This is a genomic window from Cupriavidus basilensis (genome assembly GCF_000876015.1).
In the GTDB taxonomy this organism is placed as follows: Bacteria; Pseudomonadota; Gammaproteobacteria; order Burkholderiales; family Burkholderiaceae; genus Cupriavidus; species Cupriavidus basilensis_B.
On record NZ_BBQM01000016.1, the window covers coordinates 257,843 to 280,987 of the forward strand.

Genomic DNA, 23,145 nt, shown 5'->3' on the forward strand with positions numbered 1-23,145 from the left:
TCAGCCCTCCCGGGTACCCATCAGACCACGCGGGCGGAAGATCAGCATCACCACCAGCAACAGATACGGCAGCACAGGCGCGACCTGGGCCACCGTGAGATTCCACAGCGACGACAGCGGCGTGCTGTCGGTGACGTGCATGCCGGCCATGCCGAGCAGCCCGGCCAGCGACGCGTCGAGCGTGACGGCGAAGGTCTGCAGCACGCCGATCAGCAGCGAGGCGATGAACGCGCCCACCAGCGACCCCATGCCGCCCACCACCGCCACCACGAACACGATCGACCCGACCGCCGCGGCCATCGACGGCTCGGTGACGAAGGCGTTGCCGCCGATCACGCCGGCCAGCCCGGCCAGCGCGGCGCCGCCGCCGAACACCATCATGAACACGCGCGGCACGTTGTGGCCGAGCGCCTCGACCATCTCGGGGTGCGTGAGCGCGGCCTGGATCACCAGCCCGATGCGGGTGCGCGTGAGCACCAGGTAGATCGCCACCAGCATGGCCAGCGACACCAGCATCATGAACGCGCGGTACTTGGGGAAGGACGAGGTGAACACCGTGAACAGCGGCCCGTCCAGCTCGGCCGGGATGCGGTACGGCACGGCGGCCAGGCCCCACACCAGCTTGACGCCTTCCTCGATCAGGTAGGCCAGGCCGAAGGTAAACAGCAGCTCGGCCACGTGCCCGTACTTGTGCACGGTGCGCAGCCCGAAGCGTTCGACCAGCGCGCCGGCGCCGGCCACCAGCAGCGGCGCGAAGATCAGCGCCGGCCAGAAGCCGATCTTGCTGGCGATGGTGTAGGCGAAGTACGCACCGAGCATGTAGAAACTGGCGTGCGCGAAGTTCAGCACGCCCATCATGCTGAAGATCAGCGTAAGCCCGGAAGAGAGCATGAAGAGCAGCAGCCCGTAGCTGATGCCGTTCAGGAGGGAGATGACGAAGAATTCCACAACATGTCCTTCATTCTGACGCCGGCCAGCCAGGCGGCCGCCGGCCGCCTGCCGGCCGTGACAAGGCACAACGGGCCGCGCCCGGGTGGGCGCCGCCCGCCCGGCACGGCGGGAGCCGCGCCGGACCGGCCGAAGTATGCAGGATCGGAAGGCGCGCGGGCATCCGCCGCACCGTCCGCCGGACGCGGGCCTACGGGCGCTTCATCTGGCAGGAAGTGGGCTGCGCGGCCACGTACTGGTCGAGCAGCGCATTGGTCTTCCAGCCATAGCCCGTGTTCTCCTGGTCGTACTTCACTTCCTTGCCGTCGACCTTGGTCCAGGTGGCCACCACCAGCGACTGCTGGACCTGGTGGTCCGAGCCGCGCATCTCCGTCGTGCCGTTCATGCTCTCGACCTTGATGCCTTCGAGCGCCTTGGCCACCTTGACCGGATCGGTCGACTTGGTCTCCTTGAACGCCTTGCCCAGCATGGCGATGCCGGTGTACGCGGCCATCACGTAGAAGTCGTCGTTGTACTTCTTCTTGAAGCCTTCGATGACTTCCGAGCCCTTGAAGCCGTTGTTGTTGGCGTTGTAGTAGCCCACGTACTTGACACGCTCGGCGCCGGACGCGCCCATCGCCGTGGGCACGCCGGTGGTGGCGCCGTAGTAGGTGTAGTAGTTGGCGTTCAGGCCGGCGTCCTTGCCCGCCTTGATCAGCAGCGCCAGGTCGCTGCCCCAGTTGCCGGTGATCACGGTGTCGGCGCCGGACGCCTTGATCTTGGCCGCGTAGGGCGCGAAGTCCTTGACCTGGGCCAGCGGGTGCAGGTCGTCGCCGACGATCTGCACGTCCGGGCGCTTGCGCTTGAGGTAGTCCTTGGCGGCGCGCGCCACCTGGTGGCCGAACGAGTAGTTCTGGTTGATCAGGTAGACCTTCTTGACGTTGGGGTCCTTGGCCAGGAAGGTGGTCAGCGCCTCCATCTTCATGTCGGAGTTGGCGTCGAGCCGGAAATGCCAGTAGTTGCACTTGCTGTTGGTCATGTCCGGGTCCACCGCGGCGTAGTTCAGGTAGACGATTTCCTTGCCCGGATTGCGCTCGTTGTGCTTGGCCACCGCGTCCTCCAGCGCCAGGCCCACCGAGGAGCCGTTGCCCTGCACGATGTAGCGGATGCCCTGGTCCACCGCCTGCTTGAGGATGGTCAGGCTTTCCTGCGGCGAGAGCTTGTTGTCGAAGCCGATCACCTCGAACTTGTTGCCGCCGCCCCAGTCCTTCTGGTTGGCGAGGTCGGCGACGAACTGCCAGCTCTTGAGCTGGTTCTGGCCGACCGGCGCCATCAGCCCGGACAGCGGATCGATAAAGGCGATCTTCACCGTCTCGGCAGCCGCGACCCCGGAACCCATCGCCCCGAACATCGCCACGGCGGCCGTGGCGGCCACGAGCGGACGCAATCTGATCATGCTTGTCTCCTTCGGTTTTTTTGTTGGCTTCGGTTGATGCCGGCCCGCGGCGGCGCCCTCTCCCCTGACCTCGGCGCATTTCGGGCCTGTCCTGCGGATGGCGGCTCTGCGGCCGCCTCGGGGTCAGGCAGACGACGGCAGCCGGTAGTCCTTGAACTGCTCGCGCAGCCGGAGCTTCTGCATCTTGCCGGTGGCGGTGAGCGGGATCTCGGCGACGAAGGCGACGTCGTCGGGAATCCACCACTTGGCGACCTTGCCTTCGAAGAACTTCAGCAGGTCCTCGCGCGAGACCTCGGCGCCGGGGCGCCTGACCACCACCAGCAGCGGGCGCTCGTCCCACTTGGGGTGGTAGCAGGAGATGCAGGCCGCCATGTGGACCGCCGGGTGGGCGGAAGCCACGTTCTCGATGTCGATGGAGGAAATCCATTCGCCGCCGGACTTGATCACGTCCTTGCTGCGGTCGGTGATCTGCATGTAGCCGTCGGCGTCGATGGTGGCCACGTCGCCGGTCGGGAACCAGCCGTCCACCAGCGGCGAGTTCTCGCTGCGGTAGTAGTGCTCGATCACCCAGGGCCCGCGCACGTGCAGGTCGCCGAAGGCCTTGCCGTCCCACGGCAGTTCGTTGCCGTCGCCGTCCACGATCTTCATGTCCACGCCGTAGATCACGCGGCCCTGCTTTTCCTGGATCTTCTGCTGTTCCTCTTCCGGCAGGTCGTTGTGGCGCGCCAGCAGCTTGCACGAGGTGCCCAGCGGCGACATCTCGGTCATGCCCCAGGCGTGGATGGTCTCCACGCCCAGCGCCTTGAGCGCGCGGATCATGGCCGGCGGCGCGGCCGAGCCGCCGATCACGGTGCGGCGGAACGTGGAGAACTTGAGGTGGTTGCCCTGCACGTACTGCAGCAGGCCCAGCCAGACCGTGGGCACGCCGGCGGAGAAGGTCACTTTCTCCTGCTCGAACAGCTCGTACAGCGAGGCGCCGTCCAGCTTGGCGCCCGGGAACACCAGCTTGGCGCCGACCAGCGGCACCGAGTACGGCAGGCCCCAGGCGTTGACGTGGAACATCGGCACCACCGGCAGGATCACGTCCTGCGCGGAGCAGCCCAGCGCGTCCGGCAGCGCCGACGCATACGAATGCAGCACCGTGGAGCGGTGCGAGTACAGCGCTCCCTTCGGGTTGCCGGTGGTGCCGGAGGTATAGCAGAGGCTGGACGCGGTGTTCTCGTCGAACTGCGGCCAGGCGTAGTCGCCGTCCTGCGCGTCGACCAGGTCCTCGTAGCACAGCAGCGCGACCTTGGCGTCGGCCGGCATGTGCGCGCGGTCGCTCATCATCACCCAGCCCTTCACGCCCGGGCAATGCGGCGCCACGCCCTCGACCAGCGGCAGGAAGGTGGCGTCGAAGAACACGTACTGGTCCTCGGCGTGGTTGATGATGTAGGCCACCTGCTCCGGGAACAGGCGCGGGTTGACGGTGTGGCACACCGCGCCCGAGCCGGACACGGCGTAGTAGATCTCCAGGTGGCGGTAGCCGTTCCAGGCCAGCGTGCCGACCCGCTCGCCCCGGCGCACGCCCAGCGCGGCGATGGCCTGGGCGAGCTTGCGGGCGCGCAGCTCGCAGTCGCGGTAGGTGTAGCGGTGCAGGTCGCCTTCGGTCCGTCGCGAGACGATTTCCGTGCTGCCGTAGTGACGGGCGGCGTGCTTGATGATGGAGGAAATGAGCAGGGGTTCGCTCATCATTTGACCCATCAATGCCATGAAATAGTCTCCTGTAGTTTTAGGAATTCGCCAAAAAAGCGAACAACCGTTCTATTTTTTGGCCGATTGTTCCCATCCTTCGGTGAAACGTCAATGGGAATCCGTTGTGCGCTGCCGTATCGGCCGGTGTTTCGGCTCGCGCGCGGCCCCGCTCCTCACGGACAGGAAAAACCCGGTCCGCGCCCTGCGCTGGTGCGTGCGCTACAGGGGCTGGAGAAGGACTTGCGGAAACCGTGCGGCGGCCACGGCGGTCACAGATGGAAATGGCGGCGTGGAAGTACAATAACGCCTGCCATGTTGCACCTCAACATGTCGTTTTCCCTAGCCTGCAAGCGCACTTGCGGGAAATCCGGCGAGCCGGCGCTGCGCCGCCCAGCCACTTCACAACGACGCCCCCCAGTGAATTCTCCCGAGCCGACCGCCGTTCCCTCCCCGCCAGACTCGCCACCCGCGAGCGGCGCCGCAGCCGCGCCGTTCGCCACGGCGCCCGGCTTCGCCGCGCTGGACCCGCGCTTCTTCACGCGGCTGGCGCCCACGCCGCTGCCTTCGCCCTACCTGGTCGGCGTGTCGGCGTCCGCCGCCGCCCTGCTCGGCTGGGACGCGCAGGCGGCAACGCAGCGCAGCTTCATCGAGACCTTCGCGGGCAACCAGGTGCCGGCGTGGGCCGATCCGCTCGCCAGCGTCTATTCGGGCCATCAGTTCGGGGTCTGGGCCGGCCAGCTCGGCGACGGCCGCGCGATCCGCCTGGCCGAGGCGCAGACCGCCGGCGGCCCGCTGGAGATCCAGCTCAAGGGCGCCGGCATGACGCCCTATTCGCGCATGGCCGACGGCCGCGCGGTGCTGCGCTCGTCCATCCGCGAATACTTGTGCTCCGAGGCGATGGCGGCGCTGGGCATCCCGACCACGCGCGCCATGAGCATCGTCGGCTCGGACGCCCCGATCCGGCGCGAGACCGTCGAGACCGCCGCCGTGGTCGCGCGCCTGGCGCCGACCTTCATCCGCTTCGGCCATTTCGAGCATTTCGCCGCGCGCGAGGACACCGGCGCGCTGCGGCAGCTGGCGGACTTCGTCATCGACCGCTTCATGCCGGCCTGCCGCGACGACGCCCAGCCCTACCAGGCGCTGCTGCGCGAGGTCTCGCTGCGCACCGCCGACCTGATGGCGCAATGGCAGGCGGTGGGCTTCTGCCACGGCGTGATGAACACCGACAACATGTCGATCCTCGGCCTGACCATCGACTACGGCCCGTTCGGCTTTCTCGATGCGTTCGACGCCAACCACATCTGCAACCACACCGACTCGCAGGGCCGCTACGCCTACAGCCAGCAGCCGCAGGTGGCGTTCTGGAACCTGCACTGCCTGGCCCAGGCGCTGATGCCGCTGTGGCGCGAAGGCGATGGCGATGGCGACGAGGGCAAGGAAGCGGGGAAGGAAGCCGCGGTGGAAGCCGCGCGCGCCGCGCTCGACCCGTTCCGCGCGCGCTACGCCGCCGCGTTCTTCCGGCGCTACCGCGACAAGCTCGGCCTGCGCCCGCCGGCCGGGCGCGACGAGGACGACGAGCCGCTGCTGACCAGCCTGTTCCAGCTGCTGCACGAACAACGCGTGGACTACACCTTGTTCTGGCGCAACCTCGCCCGCATATCGTCGGCAGACGGCAGCCGCGACGCGCCGGTGCGCGACCTGTTCCTGGACCGCGCGGCGTGGGATGCCTGGGCCGGCACCTACCGCGCCCGGCTGCGCGCCGAGCAGTCCGACGATGCCGCGCGCGCGGCCGCCATGCTGGCGGTGAACCCGAAATACGTGCTGCGCAACCACCTGGCGGAAACCGCCATCCGGCGCGCGCGCGACAAGGATTTCGGCGAGGTGGAGCGTCTGCTGGCGGTGCTGTCGCGTCCCTTCGACGAGCAGCCCGAAGCCGAGGCCTACGCCGCGCTGCCGCCGGACTGGGCCGCGGGCCTCGAAGTCAGCTGTTCGTCGTGAGCCGTCCGGCCAGCAAGGACGGCGGAAACCGCAAGGCCGGTGCCAAGGCGCCCGCCACGCAAGTACTGTAAGGTTCGACAGCCACGATACGACCAAGGGCATCGGGCGGCGCGAGGCAGGCAAGGCAGCCTGCCCCGCCGCCCGGCCCGCCAGAATGAGGAAGCCGAGCATGACCACGCAAAAAACCGACGCCGAGTGGCGCGCGCAACTCTCCGACATCGAATACCGCGTCGCCCGCGAAGCGGCCACCGAACGCCCCTTCACCGGCCGCTACTGGGACCACTGGGAACGCGGCACCTACCGCTGCGTCGGCTGCGGCACGCCGCTGTTCGAAGCCAGCACCAAGTTCGACGCCGGCTGCGGCTGGCCCAGCTACTTCCGCCCGATCAACGGCGAGGTGATCGACGAGCACACCGACCGCTCGCACGGCATGGTGCGCGTGGAAGTCCGCTGCAAGGAATGCGGCAGCCATCTGGGCCATGTGTTCGAGGACGGCCCCGCGCCCACCGGTTTGCGCTACTGCATCAACTCGGCTGCGCTAAAATTCGACCAGCGCGATCCCGCCGATGCCGATACCGACGCGGGTGATGCCGCGCCGACATCGCCGGATACGCCGCGCTAAGCCCGGACCGCCCGCGCGGCGGTCCGTCGCCAACCCAGCCCCGACCTTCGCGTCGATCTATCCTGTCCGCATGAAATTCCTGTTCGACCTGTTCCCGGTCATCCTGTTCTTCGTCGCCTTCAAGCTGTGGGGCATCTTTCCCGCCACCGCGGTGGCCATCGCCGCCACCGTGGTGCAGATCGGCTGGGTGTGGCTGCGCCACCGCAAGGTCGATCCGATGCAGTGGATCAGCCTGGCGATCATCTCGGTGTTCGGCGGCGCCACGCTGCTGCTGCACAACGAGACCTTCATCAAGTGGAAGCCGACCGTGCTGTACTGGCTGTTCGCCGTCACGCTGACGCTGTCCGCGCTGCTGTGGCGCAAGAACCTGATCCGCGCCATGCTCGGCAAGCAGGTGAGCATGCCGGACGGCGCCTGGGGCAAGCTCAATGCCGCCTGGGCCGCGTTCTTCGCCGTGATGGGCGTGGTCAACCTCTACGTGGCCTACCAGTTCTCCACCGATACCTGGGTCAATTTCAAGCTGTTCGGCAGCATGGGGCTGATGCTGGTGTTCATCCTGGCGCAAAGCGTCTGGCTGTCGCGCCACATGCAGGAAACGCCCACCGAATGACGGCGCGGCGGTGCGCCGCGCACCGCCTCCACCCGGCGCGGGCCCGCCCGCGCTCCACCACAGAGACCGACAAAGACCGATGGCCGCTGATCCAGCACATATCGAGGCGCTGCTGCGCGCAGCCCTTGCCCCCACCAGCGTCGCCGTGCGCGACGACAGCGCGCAGCACGCCGGCCACGCCGGCGCGGCCTCCGGCGGCGGCCACTACCACGTGACCATCGTCAGCGGGCGTTTTGCCGGCAGCAGCCGCGTGGCGCGCCACCGCATGGTGTATGATGCGCTGCGCGAACTGTTCCCCACGCAAATCCACGCGCTAGCCGTTACCGCGCTGACCGACCAAGAACTTGAATCCCGCGAATCCTCCCGCGATTCCTCGAGCAACTCTCAGACCTGATTCCATGAAGACCACCGTCCTCTCGTTCAGCCTGGCGGCTGTGCTTGCCGCTGGCAGCTTGCCCGCCCTGGCCCAGAACGCCGCCGTCGTGAATGGCAAGGCGATCCCCTCGGCGAAGCTGGACAAGCTCATCGCCGGCACCGGCCAGCCGGCCAGCCCGGAACTGCGCGACCGTGCCCGCACCATGCTGATCGACCGCGAGCTGCTGCTGCAGGAAGCCAACAAGCGCGGCCTGACCCAGCGCGACGACCTGCAGGAACAGCTGGAACAGGCCAAGCTCAACGTGCTGGCCGGCGCGGTGTTCGAGGACTACGTCAAGACCCACGGCGCCAGCGACGAAGAACTGCGCAAGCAGTACGAAAAGATCAAGTCGCAGTTCGGCAGCGGCAAGGAATACCACGCCCGCCACATCCTGGTCGAGAAGGAAGCCGACGCGCGCGCCATCATCGCCAAGATCAAGGCCGGCGCCAAGTTCGAGGACATGGCCAAGGCCTCGTCCAAGGACCCGGGCTCGGCGGCCAACGGCGGCGACCTGGACTGGGCCAACAGCAGCAGCTACGTGCCCGAGTTCTCGGCCGCGATGACCGCGCTGCAGAAGGGCCAGATGACCGACACCCCGGTCAAGACCCAGTTCGGCTGGCACATCATCCAGCTCGACGACGTGCGCGACGCCAAGGTGCCCACGTTCGACGAAGTCAAGCCGCAGCTCACGCAGATGCTGATGGGCGACCAGAACTGGCAGCGCGAGCAGTTCCAGGCCATGATGAAGTCGCTGAAGGAAAAGGCGAAGATCCAGTAAGGATCGCGCCTCGCGCGCAGCACGAAGAAACGGCGCCACTGGCGCCGTTTTCCGTTCCGGCGCCCGCGCGTCAGCCCGCGCCCATCGTCCCCAGGTAGCCCGACACCGCATTGCGCAGCCTGCGCCGCAGCCGCGCGAAATCCACCGCCGCGCCCTCGTCGATGCAGGCGTGGGCGATCAGGCCGTACACGATGGCCTGCAGCGTCACCGCCGCCTCCTCCGCCACCTCGGCGCATGGCGCGTCCGCGGCGCCCGCCAGCGCGCGGCGCCACACCGCGACGAAGCGCCCGTACATCTTCCGGTAGGCCGCGCGCCCCGAGTAGTGCCGCTCCAGCAGGTAGACCGGCCCCCAGCGCTCGGGCGTCTCGCGATGATGGTCCACGTTGACCGCGACCAGCGCGTCCACGATCGCCGCCAGCGGCGCGCCGCGATGGCCGGCCAGGCAGGCGTCCATCGCCAGCACGATGCGCTTGGCGCGCAGGTGCAGGCAGACCCGCGCCAGCTCTTCCTTGCTGCCGAAGTATTCGTAGAACGTGCCCAGCCCCACGCCGGCCAGGTCGACGATGGCGCGGATGGTCACCTGGGCGTAGTCCTGCCCGGCCAAAAGCCGAACAAAGGCTTCCTGGATGGCCAGCGAGGTCTGCCACGAGCGTGACTGCACGGGCCTGCGGCGCGGCTTGGGCGGGTCTTTGCGCGGTAGGTTCATGGGGTTCCGAAAGCCGAACATGAGGGCCGGACGTTGTCCCTAGAATGGTCTCCAACGCAGCCGGGCGCGGGCGCGCCAGGCGCCGCGCGGAAAAAACCAAGGAGACAGCTTGCCATGAACTGGACCACCCACGCCATCACCAACCAGGTGCCGGAGCTCAAGGACTACGACCTCTACGCCAGCGATCCCGGCCTGCGCCGCGCCGTGGAACGCGCCGGCGCGGGCTGGAGCGAGGCCGAGCTCGCGCGCCAGGGCGCGTTGCTGGGCGCGGAAGACACCATCCGCCACGCCGAGGACGCCAACCGCCACCATCCCGAGCTGCACACGCATTCGCGCGCCGGCGAGCGCATCGACCAGGTGCGCTTCCATCCGGGCTGGCACGCGATCATGGCCATCGCGCGCGCCAGCGGGCTGGCCAACCTGCCGTTCGCCGACACGCGCCCCTCGGCCTGGACCGCCTACGCCGCCTCGCTCTACATGCACAGCCAGATCGAATCCGGCTCGCTGTGCCCGACCAACATGACGCAGGCCTGCATTCCGGTGCTGCGCAAGGAGCCGGCGCTGTTCTCGCAACTCGGCGACAAGCTGCTCGCGCGCGGCTACGATCCGCGCGACCTCCCGCTCGGAGACAAGCCGTCGATCAACGTGGGCATGGGCATGACCGAGAAGCAAGGCGGCTCCGACGTGCGCACCAACACCACGCGCGCGCTGCCCGCGCGCGGCGAGGGGCGCGGCGCCGAATACCTGATCACCGGGCACAAGTGGTTCTTCTCGTCGCCGATGTCGGATGCCCACCTCGTGCTGGCCAATACCGAAGCCGGCTCGTCGTGCTTCTTCGTGCCGCGCTGGCGGCCCGACGGCAGCAAGAACCCGGTCGAGATCCAGCGCCTGAAGGACAAGGTCGGCAACCGCTCCAACTCGAGCAGCGAGGTGGAATTCCGCGATGCGTGGGGCATCATGGTGGGCGAGGAAGGCCGCGGCATTCCGACCATCCTGGAGATGGCCACCTACAGCCGCCTGAACTGCGCGCTGTCCAGCGCCGGCTTCATGCGCCAGGCCTTCGTGCAGGCGCTGCACTACGCGCGCCATCGCAGCGCCTTCGGCAGGCCGCTGGCGCGCCAGCCGCTGATGGTCCGCCTGCTGGCCGACATGGCGCTGGAGGCCGAGGCGGCGATGCTGCTGGCGATGGACCTGGCCACCGCGTTCGAAGCCACCGACGACCCCGCCCGGCTGGCCTGGCGCCGCATCCTCACGCCGGCCTCGAAGTTCTGGATCTGCAAGCGCGCGGTGGAGCTGACCGGCGAGGCGATGGAGGTGTTCGGCGGCAACGGCTACGTCGAGGACGGCCCGATGGGACGCCTGTTCCGCGATGCGCCGGTCAACTCGATCTGGGAAGGCTCGGGCAACGTGATGTGCCTGGACGTGCTGCGCGCCATCGGCCGCAACCCGGACGACTACCTGCGCGTGCTGGAGCAGATGAGCGCGATGGGCGCCGGCGAGCCGCGCATCGAGGCCAGCGTGGCCGCGCTGCGCGAGGCGCTGCGCCTGCCAGCGGAAGAACAGCAGGCCGAGGCGCGCCGCACCACCACCCGGCTGGTGCTGACCGCCCAGGCCTGCCTGATGCTCCGGCACGCCGGCGCGGCCAGCGCGCAGGCCTTCCTGGCCAGCCGCTTCGACCCCGAATGGGGCGCGGTGATGGGCATCAGCGCGGGCGCGGCAGACGCCGCGCGCATCGTCGCGGCGGCGTGGCCGGACTGACGGCGGCGGCCAGGGCGGGCGCGGCGCGCACGGCGGGCTGACGCGGCCTCAGGCCGAGGCCACCGCGCACAGCTCCAGCAGCTGCTCGTCGCGGAAGCCCCATTGCGCCGGGTCCTCGAAGCTGACGATGGTGTCCTCGGTGTCGCGCAGGTCCATCTCTTCGGGGCCGATGTGCGCGGCCTCGCTCACCGAGTAGAACAGCTTGACGCGCGGATGCAGCGGGTCGTTGTCGTTCTGCGCGCAGACCACGCCCAGCCGGCCCGAGCGCATGCGCAGCACCGTGCCCAGCGGGTAGATGCCGATCGAGCGCGTGAAGGCCTGGAACACGGTGCGGTCGAACAGGGTGTCCACCCGCACCGCCATGTATTCGAGCGCCCGCGCCGGCGTCCACGCCTGGTGGCCGGGCCGGTTGGAGGTCAGCGCGTCGTAGGTGTCGCATACCCCGGCGATCTTCGCGTGCACGCTGATCTCGCTGGCGCGCAGGCCGAACGGATAACCGCGCCCGTCGATGCGCTCGTGATGGTGGATGCAGACGTCCAGCGGGATGTTGCGGTAGAGCCTGGCCTCGTTGAGGATGCGGTAGCCCATCGAGGGGTGGCGCTGCACGACCTCCATCTCCGCCGTGGTCAGCGGGCCGTCCCGGTGCAGGACGTGGGTGGGAATGGCGACCTTGCCGATGTCGTGCACCAGCCCCGCCAGGCCGAGCTGCTGCACCTCGCCGGCGTCCAGCCCGAGCGTGCGCCCGAGCGCGATCATCAGCGCGCAGACGGCGAACGAATGCAGGTAGGTGTAGTCGTCGCGCACCTTGAGCCGCGCCAGCGCGATCAGCGCCTGCGAATGGCGGGTCAGCGAATTGGAGACCGAGTCCACCAGCAGCAGCGCGCCCTCCACTTCCAGCGCGCGGCCCATGCGCGCGTCGGTAAACATCGAGCCCACCACCGCCTTGCCGTTGCGCATCACGTCGCGCGCCAGCACCAGCTCCACCTCCAGCGGCACGCCCGACTGCGGCACCGCGCCCGGCGGCTCGTCGGCCACCGGGTTGACGGTCAGCGAGCCGGTCGCCGCCGACGGCGGCGGCACGCTCTTGCCCTTGAGCAGGTCGATCCACACTTCCTCGACCTTGGAGGCGATCATCTGGTCGATCTGCTCCTGGCTCGTCACCGGGAAGCGCGAACGCCAGAAAGGATGCTCCAGCCACGGCCCGCCCACCCTGGCGACGAACATGCCGACTTGAAGCTGTTGAGTCTTGATGCGTTTCAGCATGCCGGCTCTCCGGGTGAAGGGTAAATGGGGGCGTGGCCGCTTAACGGCGGCGCGCCGGAAAACTTTAGGGGCGGCAAGACCCAAAGCCGCCCCCTTGTCAACCGCGCACCCCGAATATCCGCCCCTGCGCCTCAGGCATTCGGCCCTGGCGGGGGCCGCAAAGCTACAATACGCGGCCACCTGTTCGCCCGTCACACCATGTCCAGAACGTACACGCTTGTCGGTATCGCGCGCGCCAAGGCCGAGCGCCGCGAGGTCCTCGGCGCCAGGCTCGACGCGCTGCGCACGCGCGGCGCCAAGGAGCCGGGCTGCCTGCGCTACCACGTGGGCGAGGACGCCGAGGATGCCGAGGTGTTCGTGCTCTACATGGAGTGGAATTCCCGCCATGCGCTGGAATCGCACCTGAACAGCGAATACGTGCGCGACTTCCACGCCAGCCGGCAGGATTTCCTCGAGGGCGACCTCCAGCTGCGCTGGCTGAACGCGGCCTAGGCGCGCGGCCGGGCGCGGGCCGCGACTGTGTCGGCGGCGATTATGTCGGCCGCGGCTATATCGGCCGCGAGATTGCGCCGGCCTCGGTCATTTCCCGCCCTCCTTCAGGCGCCGCCACAAGGTCGTGGCGCTGATCCCCAGCAGATGGCAGGCTTCGGCGCGGTTGCCGCCGCATTGCGCCAGCACGTGGCGGATATGCCCGGCCTGGCTGGCGCGCGCCACGCCGGCGAGCGACTGGCTGCCCGGCGCCGGCGGCGCCCCGTCCGGCGCGGGCGCCTCGGCCACGCCGAACAGCTCCGGCGCGGCCGCCTGCAGCTCTTCCAGCAGGTCGCGCGGCGCCAGCGTGCGGCCCACCACCAGCACCGCGATGCGCTCGGTCACGTTCTCCAGCTCGCGGATATTGCCCGGCCACGCATAACCCGACAGCCGCTCGCGCACCGCCTGCGGCAGCGGCTGCGGCCGGGCCGGGCCCAGGCGCTCCTGGGCGCGCCGGTACAGCAGTTCGGCCAGCTCGGGCAGGTCGCCGGCGCGCTCGCGCAGCGGCGGCATCTCGATGCGCAGGATGTTGAGGCGGTAATACAGGTCCTGGCGGAAGCTGCCCTGCCGCACCAGCTCGCCCAGGTCGCGGTGCGTGGCGGCGATCACGCGCACGTTGACCGGCACCGCGTCGAGCCCGCCGATCGGCAGCACCTGCTTTTCCTGCAGCACGCGCAGCAGGCGGGTCTGCAGCGCCGGCGGCATGTCGCCCACCTCGTCGAGGAACAGCGTGCCGTTGTGGGCCGACTCGAACAGGCCGGCCTTGCCACCGCGGCGCGCGCCGGTGAAGGCGCCTTCCTCGTAGCCGAACAGCTCGCTTTCCAGCAGGCTTTCCGGGAACGCCGCGCAATTGACGGCAACGAACGGGAACACCCGGCGCGGGCTGGCGTCGTGCATGCCCTGCGCCAGCACTTCCTTGCCGGTGCCGCTCTCGCCGCCCACCAGCACGGTGGAATCCACCGCGGCGTAGCGCCGCGCCAGCTCGCGCAGGTTGTGCATGACGGGCGAGGCGCCGGCGAGGTCGTCCAGGCTGTAGCGCACCCCGGCCGGCCGCGCGCGGCTGCGCGAGCGCAGGTTGCGGTCCACGCGGTGGATGGCGTTGGCGTCCTGCAGCGTCAGCACCGCGCCGGTGGTGCCGGCGTCGGTGACGATGGGGATGCGGTTGACCACCACCATCTTGTCGCCGAGCTTGTGGATGGCCTCGAGCTCCTTGCTGCCGCTCTGCATCACGTGGTCCAGCGCCAGCGCGGGCGCCAGCGCCTGCAGCTTGCGCCCCAGCGCGGCCGGCGGCGCGATGCCGAGAAAGCGCTCCATCGCCGGGTTGTAGGTCTGGATGCGCCCTTCCGCGTCCACCGCCGCCACGCCCTCGTTGAGATGCGCGAGGATGGTGTTGACGTAGTCGCGCCGGCCGGACTCGATGCGCCGCAGCCGGGCCGCCTCGATCACGTCCTCCAGCGCGCCGCGCACCGACACGCCCGAGTACAGGAACACGCCGATCAGGCCGATGCGGTCGGCCAGGTCCGTCACCAGCCCCGGCCCCACCACCACCTGCACGCCCTCCTGCTTGAGCGCCTTCACGCGCGCCGCGGCGTCGTCCTCGGTCAGGTAGGTGTAGGCCGGGATCGACAGCGAGAAGGTGCGCACGAACTCGTCCACCTCGGGATAGGTCGCGGCGTGCGTGACCAGCGCCACGCGCGGCGAGATGCGGCGCGCGGTCGACAGCGCGCTCATCACGTCGAAGCCCGTCACCTTGACCAGCACCACCGGCACGTCCACGTGCTGGCGCAGGTAGGCGCCGTTGGAGCCGCCCGCCACCACGGCGTCGAGCCGGCCCTCGCGCGCCTCGCGCGCGATCGCGCTGGCGGCCGCGGCGAAACCCTTGCCGACGATGCGGAAGTCCGCCTGCGCGGCGTAGCCGGGAATCAGGTCGGCGAACGCGCGCGACAGGCGGCTGATGCCGACCGCCCAGATGCGCGGGCGCGCGGTGCCGGCGGCGGGCGGGTTGACGGGCGCGGCGAGGACGGTACTCATGGACGGCGGAAACACTGGTGAAGGAAAACGGCGCGGGAAAGCAGCAAGAACGCCGCGGGCGGACTAATCTTGGGATTGTGCGCGCGGCCGGCGTGCATTTCAATATTGAAATGCAATGATTTCACTATTGAAATGCAACGGAGATAGCGCCCGCATCACAATCGCCGCGCAGGATGCCCGCCATGCGCCGCCAGGTCAGGCGCATCAAGGGCTGGCCGCCGCGCGCCGGAGCCGGGGCCGGCGCGGCGCGCGGCGGCGATCCGCCTGGCACACCCCTTGCGCTGGGTATCCGTCCACTTCACAAGCGAAGATCATGACCTTTTCGACTTCCGACCTCGCCCGCTCCGCCGGCGCCCGCTTCCGCCAGGCCCTGGCCGACGAACACCCGCTGCAGGTGGTCGGCACCATCAACGCCAACCACGCCCTGCTGGCCAAGCGCGCCGGCTACCGCGCGATCTACCTGTCGGGCGGCGGCGTGGCCGCCGGCTCGCTGGGCCTGCCCGACCTGGGCATCTCCAACCTCGACGACGTCCTGACCGACATCCGCCGCATCACCGACGTGTGCGACGTGCCGCTGCTGGTCGACGTCGACACCGGCTTCGGCGCCTCGGCCTTCAACGTGGCGCGCACCACCCGCTCGCTGATCAAGTTCGGCGCCGGCGCCATGCACATCGAGGACCAGGTCGGCGCCAAGCGCTGCGGCCACCGCCCGGGCAAGGAAATCGTCTCGCAGGGCGAGATGGTCGACCGCATCAAGGCCGCCGTGGACGCGCGCACCGACGAGCACTTCGTCATCATGGCGCGCACCGACGCGCTCGCCGTGGAAGGCCTGGACAAGGCCATCGAGCGCGCCGTGGCCTGCGTGGAAGCCGGCGCCGACGCGATCTTCCCGGAAGCCATGACCGATCTCGGCATGTACCGCAAGTTCGTCGACGCAGTGAAAGTGCCGGTGCTGGCCAACATCACCGAATTCGGCGCCACCCCGCTGTTCACCACCGAAGAGCTCGGCGGCACCGGCGTGGCGATGGTGCTGTACCCGCTGTCGGCCTTCCGCGCCATGAACAAGGCCGCCGAGAACGTCTATGCGGCGATCCGCCGCGACGGCACGCAGAAAAACGTGGTCGACACCATGCAGACGCGCGCCGAACTCTATGAGAGCATCGGCTACCACGCCTTCGAGCAGAAGCTCGACGCGCTGTTCGCGCAAGGCAAGTCCAAGTAAGCCGCGCGGGCCGCCCCCGCGGCGCGCGCACCGCGTGCGCGCCGCCACGGCCAGCGCCGGCAACGTCAGCAACGTCAGCAACGTCAATACGCAGTCAGTCAGCACACGGCATTCCCCAAGGAGACCTCCAACATGTCCGAAGCGCAACCGCTCGCCACCCCGAAACCGAAGAAATCCGTCGCCCTGTCGGGCGTGGCCGCCGGCAACACCGCGCTGTGCACGGTCGGCCGCACCGGCAACGACCTGCATTACCGCGGCTACGACATCCTCGACATCGCCGAGACCTGCGAATTCGAGGAAATCGCCCACCTGCTGGTGCACGGCAAGCTGCCCACCCGCGCCGAACTGGCCGCCTACAAGGCCAAGCTCAAGGCCTTGCGCGGCCTGCCCGCCAACGTCAAGGCCGCCCTCGAATGGGTGCCCGCCAGCGCCCACCCGATGGACGTGATGCGCACCGGCGTGTCCGTGCTCGGCACCGTGCTGCCCGAGAAGGACGACCACAACACCCCGGGCGCGCGCGACATCGCCGACCGCCTCATGGCCAGCCTCGGCTCCATGCTGCTGTACTGGTACCACTACAGCCAGAACGGCCGCCGCATCGAGGTCGAGACCGACGACGACTCCATCGGCGCCCACTTCCTGCACCTGCTGCACGGCCAGAAGCCCTCGGCGCTGTGGGAGCGCGCCATGCAGACCTCGCTCAACCTGTACGCCGAGCACGAGTTCAACGCCTCGACCTTCACCGCGCGCGTGATCGCCGGCACCGGCTCGGACATGTACTCGTCGATCGCCGGCGCCATCGGCGCGCTGCGCGGCCCCAAGCACGGCGGCGCCAACGAGGTGGCCTTCGAGATCCAGAAGCGCTACGACAACCCGGCCGAGGCCGAGGCCGACATCAAGCGCCGCGTGGAGAACAAGGAAGTGGTGATCGGCTTCGGCCACCCGGTGTACACCACGGGCGACCCGCGCAACCAGGTCATCAAGGACGTGGCCAAGCGCCTGTCGAAGGACGCCGGCTCGCTGAAGATGTTCGACATCGCCGAGCGGCTGGAGACGGTCATGTGGGACGCCAAGAAGATGTTCCCGAACCTGGACTGGTTCAGCGCGGTGAGCTATCACATGATGGGCGTGCCCACGGCCATGTTCACGCCGCTGTTCGTGATCGCGCGTACCTCGGGCTGGGCCGCGCACATCATCGAGCAGCGCATCGACAACAAGATCATCCGCCCCAGCGCCAACTACACCGGGCCGGAGAACCTGAAGTTCGTGCCGATCAAGGACCGCAAGTAATACCGGCCCGCCGGCCTGCTCCCGGGACCGCGCGCAGCGCGGCCCGCGGGAGCGGGGGCCGGCGGCCGCAAAGCACGGCCGCCGCCCCCGGATCATGACTTTCTCTATTCCCTACGAAATGAACACTGCAAACCGCAAGCCGCTGCCGGGCACCAAGCTGGATTTCTTCGACGCGCGCGCCGCCGTCGAGGCGATCCAGCCGGGCGCCTATGACAAATTGCCGTACACGTCGCGCGTGCTGGCCGAGAACCTGGTGCGCCGCTGCGACCCGGCCACGCTGGACGCCTCGCTGACGCAGCTCATCGAGCGCCGGCGCGACCTCGATTTCCCGTGGTTCCCGGCGCGCGTGGTTTGCCATGACATCCTCGGCCAGACCGCGCTGGTGGACCTGGCCGGCCTGCGCGACGCGATCACCGCCCAGGGCGGCGACCCGGCCAAGGTCAACCCGGTGGTGCCGGTGCAGCTGATCGTGGACCACTCGCTGGCCGTGGAATGCGGCGGCTTCGACCCCGATGCGTTCGCCAAGAACCGCGCCATCGAGGACCGCCGCAACGAAGACCGCTTCGACTTCATCAACTGGACCAAGAAGGCGTTCAAGAACGTCGAGGTGATCCCGCCGGGCAACGGCATCATGCACCAGATCAACCTGGAGCGGATGTCGCCGGTGATCCACGCCGTGAACGGCGTGGCCTACCCCGACACGCTGGTCGGCACCGACAGCCACACGCCGCACGTCGACGCGCTCGGCGTGATCGCCGTCGGCGTGGGCGGGCTGGAAGCCGAGAACGTGATGCTGGGGCGCGCCTCGTGGATGCGCCTGCCCGACATCGTCGGCGTGGAGCTTTCCGGCAAGCGCCAGCCCGGCATCACCGCCACCGACATCGTGCTGGCGCTGACCGAGTTCCTGCGCAAGGAAAAGGTGGTCGGCGCCTACCTGGAGTTCCGCGGCGAAGGCGCCGCGAGCCTGACGCTCGGCGACCGCGCCACCATCTCCAACATGGCGCCGGAATACGGCGCCACCGCGGCGATGTTCTTCATCGACGGCCAGACCATCGACTACCTGAAGCTGACCGGCCGCGACGACGCGCAGGTCAGGCTGGTGGAAACCTACGCCAAGGCCGCGGGCCTGTGGGCCGACACGCTGCAGCACGCCGAATACGAGCGCGTGCTGCGCTTCGACCTGTCCACCGTGGTGCGCAACATGGCCGGCCCGTCCAACCCGCACAAGCGGCTGCCGACCTCCGACCTGGCCGCGCGCGGCATCGCCGGCAAGTGGGAAGACACGCCGGGCCAGATGCCCGACGGCGCCGTCATCATCGCCGCCATCACCAGCTGCACCAACACCAGCAACCCGCGCAACGTGATCGCCGCCGCGCTGCTGGCGCGCAACGCCAACGCGCGCGGGCTGACCCGCAAGCCGTGGGTGAAGAGCTCGCTCGCGCCCGGCTCCAAGGCCGTGCAGCTGTACCTGGAAGAAGCCGGCCTGCTGCCGGACCTGGAGCGGCTCGGCTTCGGCATCGTGGCGTTCGCCTGCACCACCTGCAACGGCATGTCCGGCGCGCTCGACCCGGTGATCCAGAAGGAGATCATCGAGCGCGACCTGTACGCCACCGCCGTGCTCTCGGGCAACCGCAACTTCGACGGCCGCATCCACCCGTACGCCAAGCAGGCCTTTCTGGCCTCGCCGCCGCTAGTGGTGGCCTACGCCATCGCCGGCACCATCCGCTTCGACATCGAGCAGGACGTGCTGGGCACCGACGCCGACGGCAAGCCGGTGCGGCTCAAGGACATCTGGCCGAGCGACGAGGAAATCGACGCCATCGTGGCCAGGAGCGTCAAGCCCGAGCAGTTCCGCAAGGTCTACGAGCCGATGTTCAACTTCGCCGTGGACAGCGGCGAGCAGATCAGCCCGCTGTACGACTGGCGCCCGCAGAGCACCTACATCCGCCGCCCGCCGTACTGGGAAGGCGCGCTGGCCGGCGAGCGCACGCTCCAGGGCCTGCGTCCGCTGGCGGTGCTCGGCGACAACATCACCACCGACCACCTGTCGCCGTCGAACGCCATCATGCTCGACAGCGCGGCCGGCGAATACCTGGCCAGGATGGGCCTGCCCGAGGAAGACTTCAACTCCTACGCCACGCACCGCGGCGACCACCTCACCGCGCAGCGCGCCACCTTCGCCAACCCCACGCTGGTCAACGAGATGGCCGTGGTGGACGGCAAGGTCAAGAAGGGTTCGCTGGCGCGCATCGAGCCCGAGGGCAAGGTGGTGCGCATGTGGGAAGCGATCGAGACCTACATGGACCGCAAGCAGCCGCTGATCATCGTGGCCGGCGCGGACTACGGCCAGGGCTCCTCGCGCGACTGGGCGGCCAAGGGCGTGCGGCTGGCGGGCGTGGAAGTCATCGTGGCCGAAGGCTTCGAGCGCATCCACCGCACCAACCTGATCGGCATGGGCGTGCTGCCGCTGGAGTTCAAGCCCGGCACCAACCGCCTGACGCTCGGCATCGACGGCACCGAGACCTTCGACGTGATCGGCGCGCGCAAGCCGCGCGCGGAGCTTACGCTGGTCATCCGCCGCAAGAGCGGCGAGCGCGTGGAAGTGCCCGTGACCTGCCGCCTCGACACCGCGGAAGAAGTCTCCATCTACGACGCCGGCGGCGTGCTGCAGCGCTTCGCGCAGGACTTCCTCGAATCGTCTAAGGCCGCGGCCTGAGGCAATATAGCGCGCGCCGGGCGGCATGCCGCCCGGCCTCACCAGGACGAAATCCCATGGCCCACGTACCCCAGATCAAGATTCCCGCCACCTACCTGCGTGGCGGCACCAGCAAAGGCGTGTTCTTCCGCCTGCAGGACCTGCCCGCGGCCGCGCAGGTCCCCGGCGCGGCGCGCGACAAGCTGCTGATGCGCGTGATCGGCAGCCCCGACCCCTACGGCAAGCAGATCGACGGCATGGGCGCGGCAACGTCCAGCACCAGCAAGACCGTCATCATCTCGAAAAGCAGCCGGCCCGGCCACGACGTCGACTACCTGTTCGGCCAGGTCTCCATCGACCAGCCGTTCATCGACTGGAGCGGCAACTGCGGCAACCTGTCCGCCGCCGTCGGCCCGTTCGCCATCGGCGCCGGGCTGGTCGACCCGAGCCGCATCCCGCAAAACGGCGTGGCCACCGTGCGCATCTGGCAGGCCAACATCGGCAAGACCATCATCGGCCACGTGCCCATCACCGATGGCGCCGTGCAGGAAACCGGCGACTTCGAGCTCGACGGCGTGACCTTTCCCGCCGCCGAAGTCCAGCTCGAGTTCATGGACCCGGCCGCCGAGGAAGAAGGCGCCGGCGGCGCCATGTTCCCGACCGGCCACCTCGTCGACGACCTCGAGGTGCCGGGCGTGGGCACCTTCAAGGCCACCATGATCAACGCCGGCATCCCGACCATCTTCCTCAACGCGGAAGAGATCGGCTACACCGGCACCGAGCTGCAGGACGACATCAACGGCGACCCCGCCGCGCTGGCCAGGTTCGAGACCATCCGCGCCTACGGCGCGCTGCGCATGGGCCTGATCAAGAACGTCGACGAAGCGGCCAAGCGCCAGCACACGCCGAAGGTGGCCTTCGTGGCGAAGCCGGCCGGCTACGTTGCCTCCAGCGGCAAGCAGGTCGGCGCCGGCGACGTCGACCTGCTGGTGCGCGCGCTGTCGATGGGCAAGCTGCACCACGCCATGATGGGCACCGCCGCCGTGGCCATCGGCACCGCCGCGGCGATCCCCGGCACGCTGGTCAACCTCGCCGCCGGCGGCGGCGAACGCAACGCGGTGCGCTTCGGCCACCCCTCGGGCACGCTGCGCGTGGGCGCCGAAGCCAATCTCGTCGACGGCGAATGGGCCGTGACCAAGGCCATCATGAGCCGCAGCGCGCGCGTGCTGATGGAAGGCTGGGTGCGCGTGCCGGGCGACACGTTCTGAGGAACCGGCGGCACGGCGCAGCGGGACTCGGTTCCGGTTGCGGCGGCATGGAGGTCCTGCTTGCCGCCGGTGGTCTCGATGAGGGAACGGCTTTCGCCATTTGCCGGCGCTTGCCCTCTCCCCCGGCCCCTCTCCCACTTCGCGGGAGAGGGGAGCAAACCATCAATGACAAAAGGCTGCCGGCAACGAGTCAACTTGCCGATTGCGGTCTCCCCTCTCCCGCTTGCGGGAGAAGGCAGGATTCGCCACGAAGCGAGAGCCTTTGCCATTCGCTGGCACCGGCCGCCTTCCCGGCGCGCGGCCCCTCGAAGGCCGCAGCCGCAGCAAGGCATCGAGGTCATCGATGCGCGCGCGGCCAAGGCGGGTAGCCGTCATGGCAGGAACGAGGCGATGACTCAATGCCATCTGGCCGGCCCTCCCCGCCAGACTCCCCCCCGGGAAAACCCCAAAGCAGTAAATGTCGACACATTCAGGACCCCTCTCGTATAGTTCTCGTCCGCCGCGGCCCCGCCTGTAAGACAGGCGCCGCCGCGCGGATTGCGTAGACCGATAGACGACGCAGCCACCCAAAAGGGGCTGCCCAGTCGTGCCTATATGAGGAACATCATGAAGCGTTTCGCCCGTCTCACCACGCTCAGCACCCTGCTGCTCGCCGCCAGCCTGACCACTGGCGCCGCCCACGCCCAGCTCGCCCCGTCCGCCGCCACGCCGGCCCAGGCCAGCGCGCCGGCGGAGGCCCGCAAGGCCAACATCGTCATCATCGGCACCGGCGGCACCATTGCCGGCGCCGGCGCGGCGGCCACCAACACCGCGGCTTACCAGTCGGCCGTGGTGCCGGTGGACAAGATCATCGCCTCGGTGCCGGAGATCTCGAAGATCGCCAACGTCAAGGGCGAGCAGGTGTTCCAGATCGGCTCCGAGAGCTTCAACAACGAGCGCCTGCTCAAGCTCGGCAAGCGGGTCTCCGAACTGCTCAAGCAGCCGGACGTGGACGGCATCGTGATCACGCACGGCACCGACACCATCGAGGAAACCAGCTATTTCCTCAACCTCACGCTCAAGAGCGACAAGCCCGTGGTGGTGGTTGGCTCGATGCGCCCGGGCACCGCGCTCGGCGCCGACGGCGCGCTCAACCTGTACGACGCGGTGCTGGTGGCGTCCAGCCCCGAATCGCGCGGCAAGGGCACGCTGGCCGTGCTCAACGACGAGATCCACACCGGCCGCGACGTCACCAAGACCAACACCTTCAAGACCGAAACCTTCCGCTCGCCGTTCGGCCCGCTGGGCTACGTGGTGGAAGGCCGCACGCTGTACTTCCGCCTGCCGGCGCGCCCGCATACCACGCAGACCGAGTGGGACATCGACAAGCTCGACAAGCTGCCCGAAGTGGCGGTGGTCTACGCCTACGGCAACGTGAACCCGGGCGCGGTCGACGCCGCCGTGAAGAACGGCGCCAAGGCCATCGTCTACGCCGCCACCGGCAACGGCAGCGTGGGCGACTACATGGTCGAGCCGCTCAAGGCCGCGCGCGCCAAGGGCGTGCAGATCGTGCGCGCGTCGCGCACCGGCAGCGGCGTGGTGATCCGCAACGCCGAGCAGCCCGACGACAAGTACGACTGGCTGGTGACGGACGACCAGCTGCCGCAGAAGGCCCGCATCCTGATGGCGCTGGCGCTGACCAAGACCAGCGACAGCAAGGAACTGCAGAAGATCCTGTGGAAATACTGACGGCCGCGGCGTAGCCGCGGGCATTCCGGGCGGCGGCGGAGCACGCCCCGCCCTCGCGGCTGGCTGGCCGCACGCGACCTCGCCAGCCGTTTTTTCACTTCATGCCAGCCCTCCCC

The 23,145-nt window shown here is 69.0% G+C and carries 18 protein-coding genes; 12 read left to right on the forward strand and 6 right to left on the reverse strand.

Annotation, left to right across the window (positions count from 1 at the left end; genetic code table 11):
* The 3 genes from KF708C_RS17450 to KF708C_RS17460 all read right to left on the reverse strand — a co-directional run bounded on the left by KF708C_RS17450 (position 1) and on the right by KF708C_RS17460 (position 4,135).
* A complete protein-coding gene (locus KF708C_RS17450) occupies positions 1 to 948 on the reverse strand; it encodes a branched-chain amino acid ABC transporter permease (RefSeq protein WP_059412768.1) in 948 nt (315 codons plus the stop codon).
* A gap of 190 nt (positions 949 to 1,138) precedes the next feature.
* Entirely contained in the window at positions 1,139 to 2,383 is a 1,245-nt protein-coding gene (locus tag KF708C_RS17455; protein WP_020201614.1) for a branched-chain amino acid ABC transporter substrate-binding protein, read from the reverse strand.
* A gap of 123 nt (positions 2,384 to 2,506) precedes the next feature.
* A complete protein-coding gene (locus KF708C_RS17460) occupies positions 2,507 to 4,135 on the reverse strand; it encodes a 3-(methylthio)propionyl-CoA ligase (protein WP_029043304.1) in 1,629 nt (542 codons plus the stop codon).
* Between the two features lie 399 nt (positions 4,136 to 4,534).
* Between KF708C_RS17460 and KF708C_RS17465 the strand changes: the two genes are divergently transcribed.
* The 5 genes from KF708C_RS17465 to KF708C_RS17485 all read left to right on the forward strand — a co-directional run bounded on the left by KF708C_RS17465 (position 4,535) and on the right by KF708C_RS17485 (position 8,540).
* Positions 4,535 to 6,115, forward strand: a complete 1,581-nt coding sequence (locus tag KF708C_RS17465; protein WP_020201616.1) for a protein adenylyltransferase SelO — start codon at positions 4,535 to 4,537, stop codon at positions 6,113 to 6,115.
* A gap of 169 nt (positions 6,116 to 6,284) precedes the next feature.
* Positions 6,285 to 6,737, forward strand: a complete 453-nt coding sequence (gene msrB / locus KF708C_RS17470; protein WP_059412769.1) for a peptide-methionine (R)-S-oxide reductase MsrB — start codon at positions 6,285 to 6,287, stop codon at positions 6,735 to 6,737.
* Positions 6,738 to 6,807: 70 nt separating this feature from the next.
* A complete protein-coding gene (locus KF708C_RS17475) occupies positions 6,808 to 7,347 on the forward strand; it encodes a septation protein A (protein ID WP_020201618.1) in 540 nt (179 codons plus the stop codon).
* A gap of 79 nt (positions 7,348 to 7,426) precedes the next feature.
* Positions 7,427 to 7,741, forward strand: coding sequence for a BolA family protein (locus tag KF708C_RS17480; protein ID WP_020201619.1), 315 nt, complete (start codon positions 7,427 to 7,429; stop codon positions 7,739 to 7,741).
* A 4-nt stretch (positions 7,742 to 7,745) separates the two neighbouring features.
* Positions 7,746 to 8,540 (forward strand): peptidylprolyl isomerase, encoded by a 795-nt coding sequence (locus KF708C_RS17485; protein WP_020201620.1) that lies wholly within the window; start codon positions 7,746 to 7,748, stop codon positions 8,538 to 8,540.
* A 70-nt stretch (positions 8,541 to 8,610) separates the two neighbouring features.
* Here the strand turns inward: KF708C_RS17485 and KF708C_RS17490 are convergent, their stop codons facing one another.
* On the reverse strand, positions 8,611 to 9,246 hold the full coding sequence (locus KF708C_RS17490) for a TetR/AcrR family transcriptional regulator (RefSeq protein ID WP_231401569.1): 636 nt from the start codon (positions 9,244 to 9,246) through the stop codon (positions 8,611 to 8,613).
* A gap of 114 nt (positions 9,247 to 9,360) precedes the next feature.
* On the opposite strand from KF708C_RS17490, the gene KF708C_RS17495 reads away from it, so the two are divergent.
* Positions 9,361 to 11,004 (forward strand): acyl-CoA dehydrogenase family protein, encoded by a 1,644-nt coding sequence (locus KF708C_RS17495; protein ID WP_059412770.1) that lies wholly within the window; start codon positions 9,361 to 9,363, stop codon positions 11,002 to 11,004.
* Between the two features lie 48 nt (positions 11,005 to 11,052).
* Here KF708C_RS17495 and KF708C_RS17500 read toward each other — a convergent pair whose 3' ends face one another.
* Positions 11,053 to 12,267 carry an HD-GYP domain-containing protein gene (locus tag KF708C_RS17500; protein ID WP_020201623.1) on the reverse strand — a complete coding sequence of 405 codons (1,215 nt, stop codon included), beginning with the start codon at positions 12,265 to 12,267 and terminating at the stop codon, positions 11,053 to 11,055.
* A gap of 198 nt (positions 12,268 to 12,465) precedes the next feature.
* Here KF708C_RS17500 and KF708C_RS17505 point away from each other — a divergent pair, with 198 nt between their 5' ends.
* Positions 12,466 to 12,759 carry a putative quinol monooxygenase gene (locus KF708C_RS17505; protein ID WP_020201624.1) on the forward strand — a complete coding sequence of 98 codons (294 nt, stop codon included), beginning with the start codon at positions 12,466 to 12,468 and terminating at the stop codon, positions 12,757 to 12,759.
* Positions 12,760 to 12,846: 87 nt separating this feature from the next.
* Here the strand turns inward: KF708C_RS17505 and prpR are convergent, their stop codons facing one another.
* A complete protein-coding gene (gene prpR / locus KF708C_RS17510; protein WP_197090380.1) occupies positions 12,847 to 14,826 on the reverse strand; it encodes a propionate catabolism operon regulatory protein PrpR in 1,980 nt (659 codons plus the stop codon).
* A 313-nt stretch (positions 14,827 to 15,139) separates the two neighbouring features.
* Between prpR and prpB the strand changes: the two genes are divergently transcribed.
* From prpB to KF708C_RS17535, 5 genes are all read left to right on the forward strand, one after another.
* Positions 15,140 to 16,048 carry a methylisocitrate lyase gene (prpB, locus tag KF708C_RS17515; RefSeq protein ID WP_020201626.1) on the forward strand — a complete coding sequence of 303 codons (909 nt, stop codon included), beginning with the start codon at positions 15,140 to 15,142 and terminating at the stop codon, positions 16,046 to 16,048.
* Between the two features lie 132 nt (positions 16,049 to 16,180).
* Positions 16,181 to 17,338: a bifunctional 2-methylcitrate synthase/citrate synthase gene (gene prpC, locus KF708C_RS17520; RefSeq protein ID WP_020201627.1), complete on the forward strand. Its 1,158-nt coding sequence runs from the start codon at positions 16,181 to 16,183 to the stop codon at positions 17,336 to 17,338.
* Between the two features lie 118 nt (positions 17,339 to 17,456).
* Entirely contained in the window at positions 17,457 to 20,054 is a 2,598-nt protein-coding gene (acnD, locus tag KF708C_RS17525; protein ID WP_059412771.1) for a Fe/S-dependent 2-methylisocitrate dehydratase AcnD, read from the forward strand.
* Positions 20,055 to 20,110: 56 nt separating this feature from the next.
* Positions 20,111 to 21,301 carry a 2-methylaconitate cis-trans isomerase PrpF gene (gene prpF / locus KF708C_RS17530; RefSeq protein ID WP_059412772.1) on the forward strand — a complete coding sequence of 397 codons (1,191 nt, stop codon included), beginning with the start codon at positions 20,111 to 20,113 and terminating at the stop codon, positions 21,299 to 21,301.
* A 606-nt stretch (positions 21,302 to 21,907) separates the two neighbouring features.
* The gene (locus KF708C_RS17535) at positions 21,908 to 23,029 is read left to right on the forward strand and encodes an asparaginase (protein WP_020201630.1); all 1,122 of its coding nucleotides are present in this window, start codon (positions 21,908 to 21,910) and stop codon (positions 23,027 to 23,029) included.
* Positions 23,030 to 23,145 lie beyond the last annotated feature (116 nt).

Coding starts and splice junctions, on each gene's coding strand:
- KF708C_RS17455 (WP_020201614.1), bottom strand. CDS start 2,383: ATGATCAGATTGCGTCCGCTCGTGGCCGCCACGGCCGCCGTGGCGATG.
- KF708C_RS17460 (WP_029043304.1), bottom strand. CDS start 4,135: ATGGCATTGATGGGTCAAATGATGAGCGAACCCCTGCTCATTTCCTCC.
- msrB (WP_059412769.1), top strand. CDS start 6,285: ATGACCACGCAAAAAACCGACGCCGAGTGGCGCGCGCAACTCTCCGAC.
- KF708C_RS17475 (WP_020201618.1), top strand. CDS start 6,808: ATGAAATTCCTGTTCGACCTGTTCCCGGTCATCCTGTTCTTCGTCGCC.
- KF708C_RS17480 (WP_020201619.1), top strand. CDS start 7,427: ATGGCCGCTGATCCAGCACATATCGAGGCGCTGCTGCGCGCAGCCCTT.
- KF708C_RS17485 (WP_020201620.1), top strand. CDS start 7,746: ATGAAGACCACCGTCCTCTCGTTCAGCCTGGCGGCTGTGCTTGCCGCT.
- KF708C_RS17490 (WP_231401569.1), bottom strand. CDS start 9,246: ATGAACCTACCGCGCAAAGACCCGCCCAAGCCGCGCCGCAGGCCCGTG.
- KF708C_RS17495 (WP_059412770.1), top strand. CDS start 9,361: ATGAACTGGACCACCCACGCCATCACCAACCAGGTGCCGGAGCTCAAG.
- KF708C_RS17500 (WP_020201623.1), bottom strand. CDS start 12,267: ATGCTGAAACGCATCAAGACTCAACAGCTTCAAGTCGGCATGTTCGTC.
- KF708C_RS17505 (WP_020201624.1), top strand. CDS start 12,466: ATGTCCAGAACGTACACGCTTGTCGGTATCGCGCGCGCCAAGGCCGAG.
- prpR (WP_197090380.1), bottom strand. CDS start 14,826: ATGAGTACCGTCCTCGCCGCGCCCGTCAACCCGCCCGCCGCCGGCACC.
- prpB (WP_020201626.1), top strand. CDS start 15,140: ATGACCTTTTCGACTTCCGACCTCGCCCGCTCCGCCGGCGCCCGCTTC.
- prpC (WP_020201627.1), top strand. CDS start 16,181: ATGTCCGAAGCGCAACCGCTCGCCACCCCGAAACCGAAGAAATCCGTC.
- acnD (WP_059412771.1), top strand. CDS start 17,457: ATGAACACTGCAAACCGCAAGCCGCTGCCGGGCACCAAGCTGGATTTC.
- prpF (WP_059412772.1), top strand. CDS start 20,111: ATGGCCCACGTACCCCAGATCAAGATTCCCGCCACCTACCTGCGTGGC.
- KF708C_RS17535 (WP_020201630.1), top strand. CDS start 21,908: ATGAAGCGTTTCGCCCGTCTCACCACGCTCAGCACCCTGCTGCTCGCC.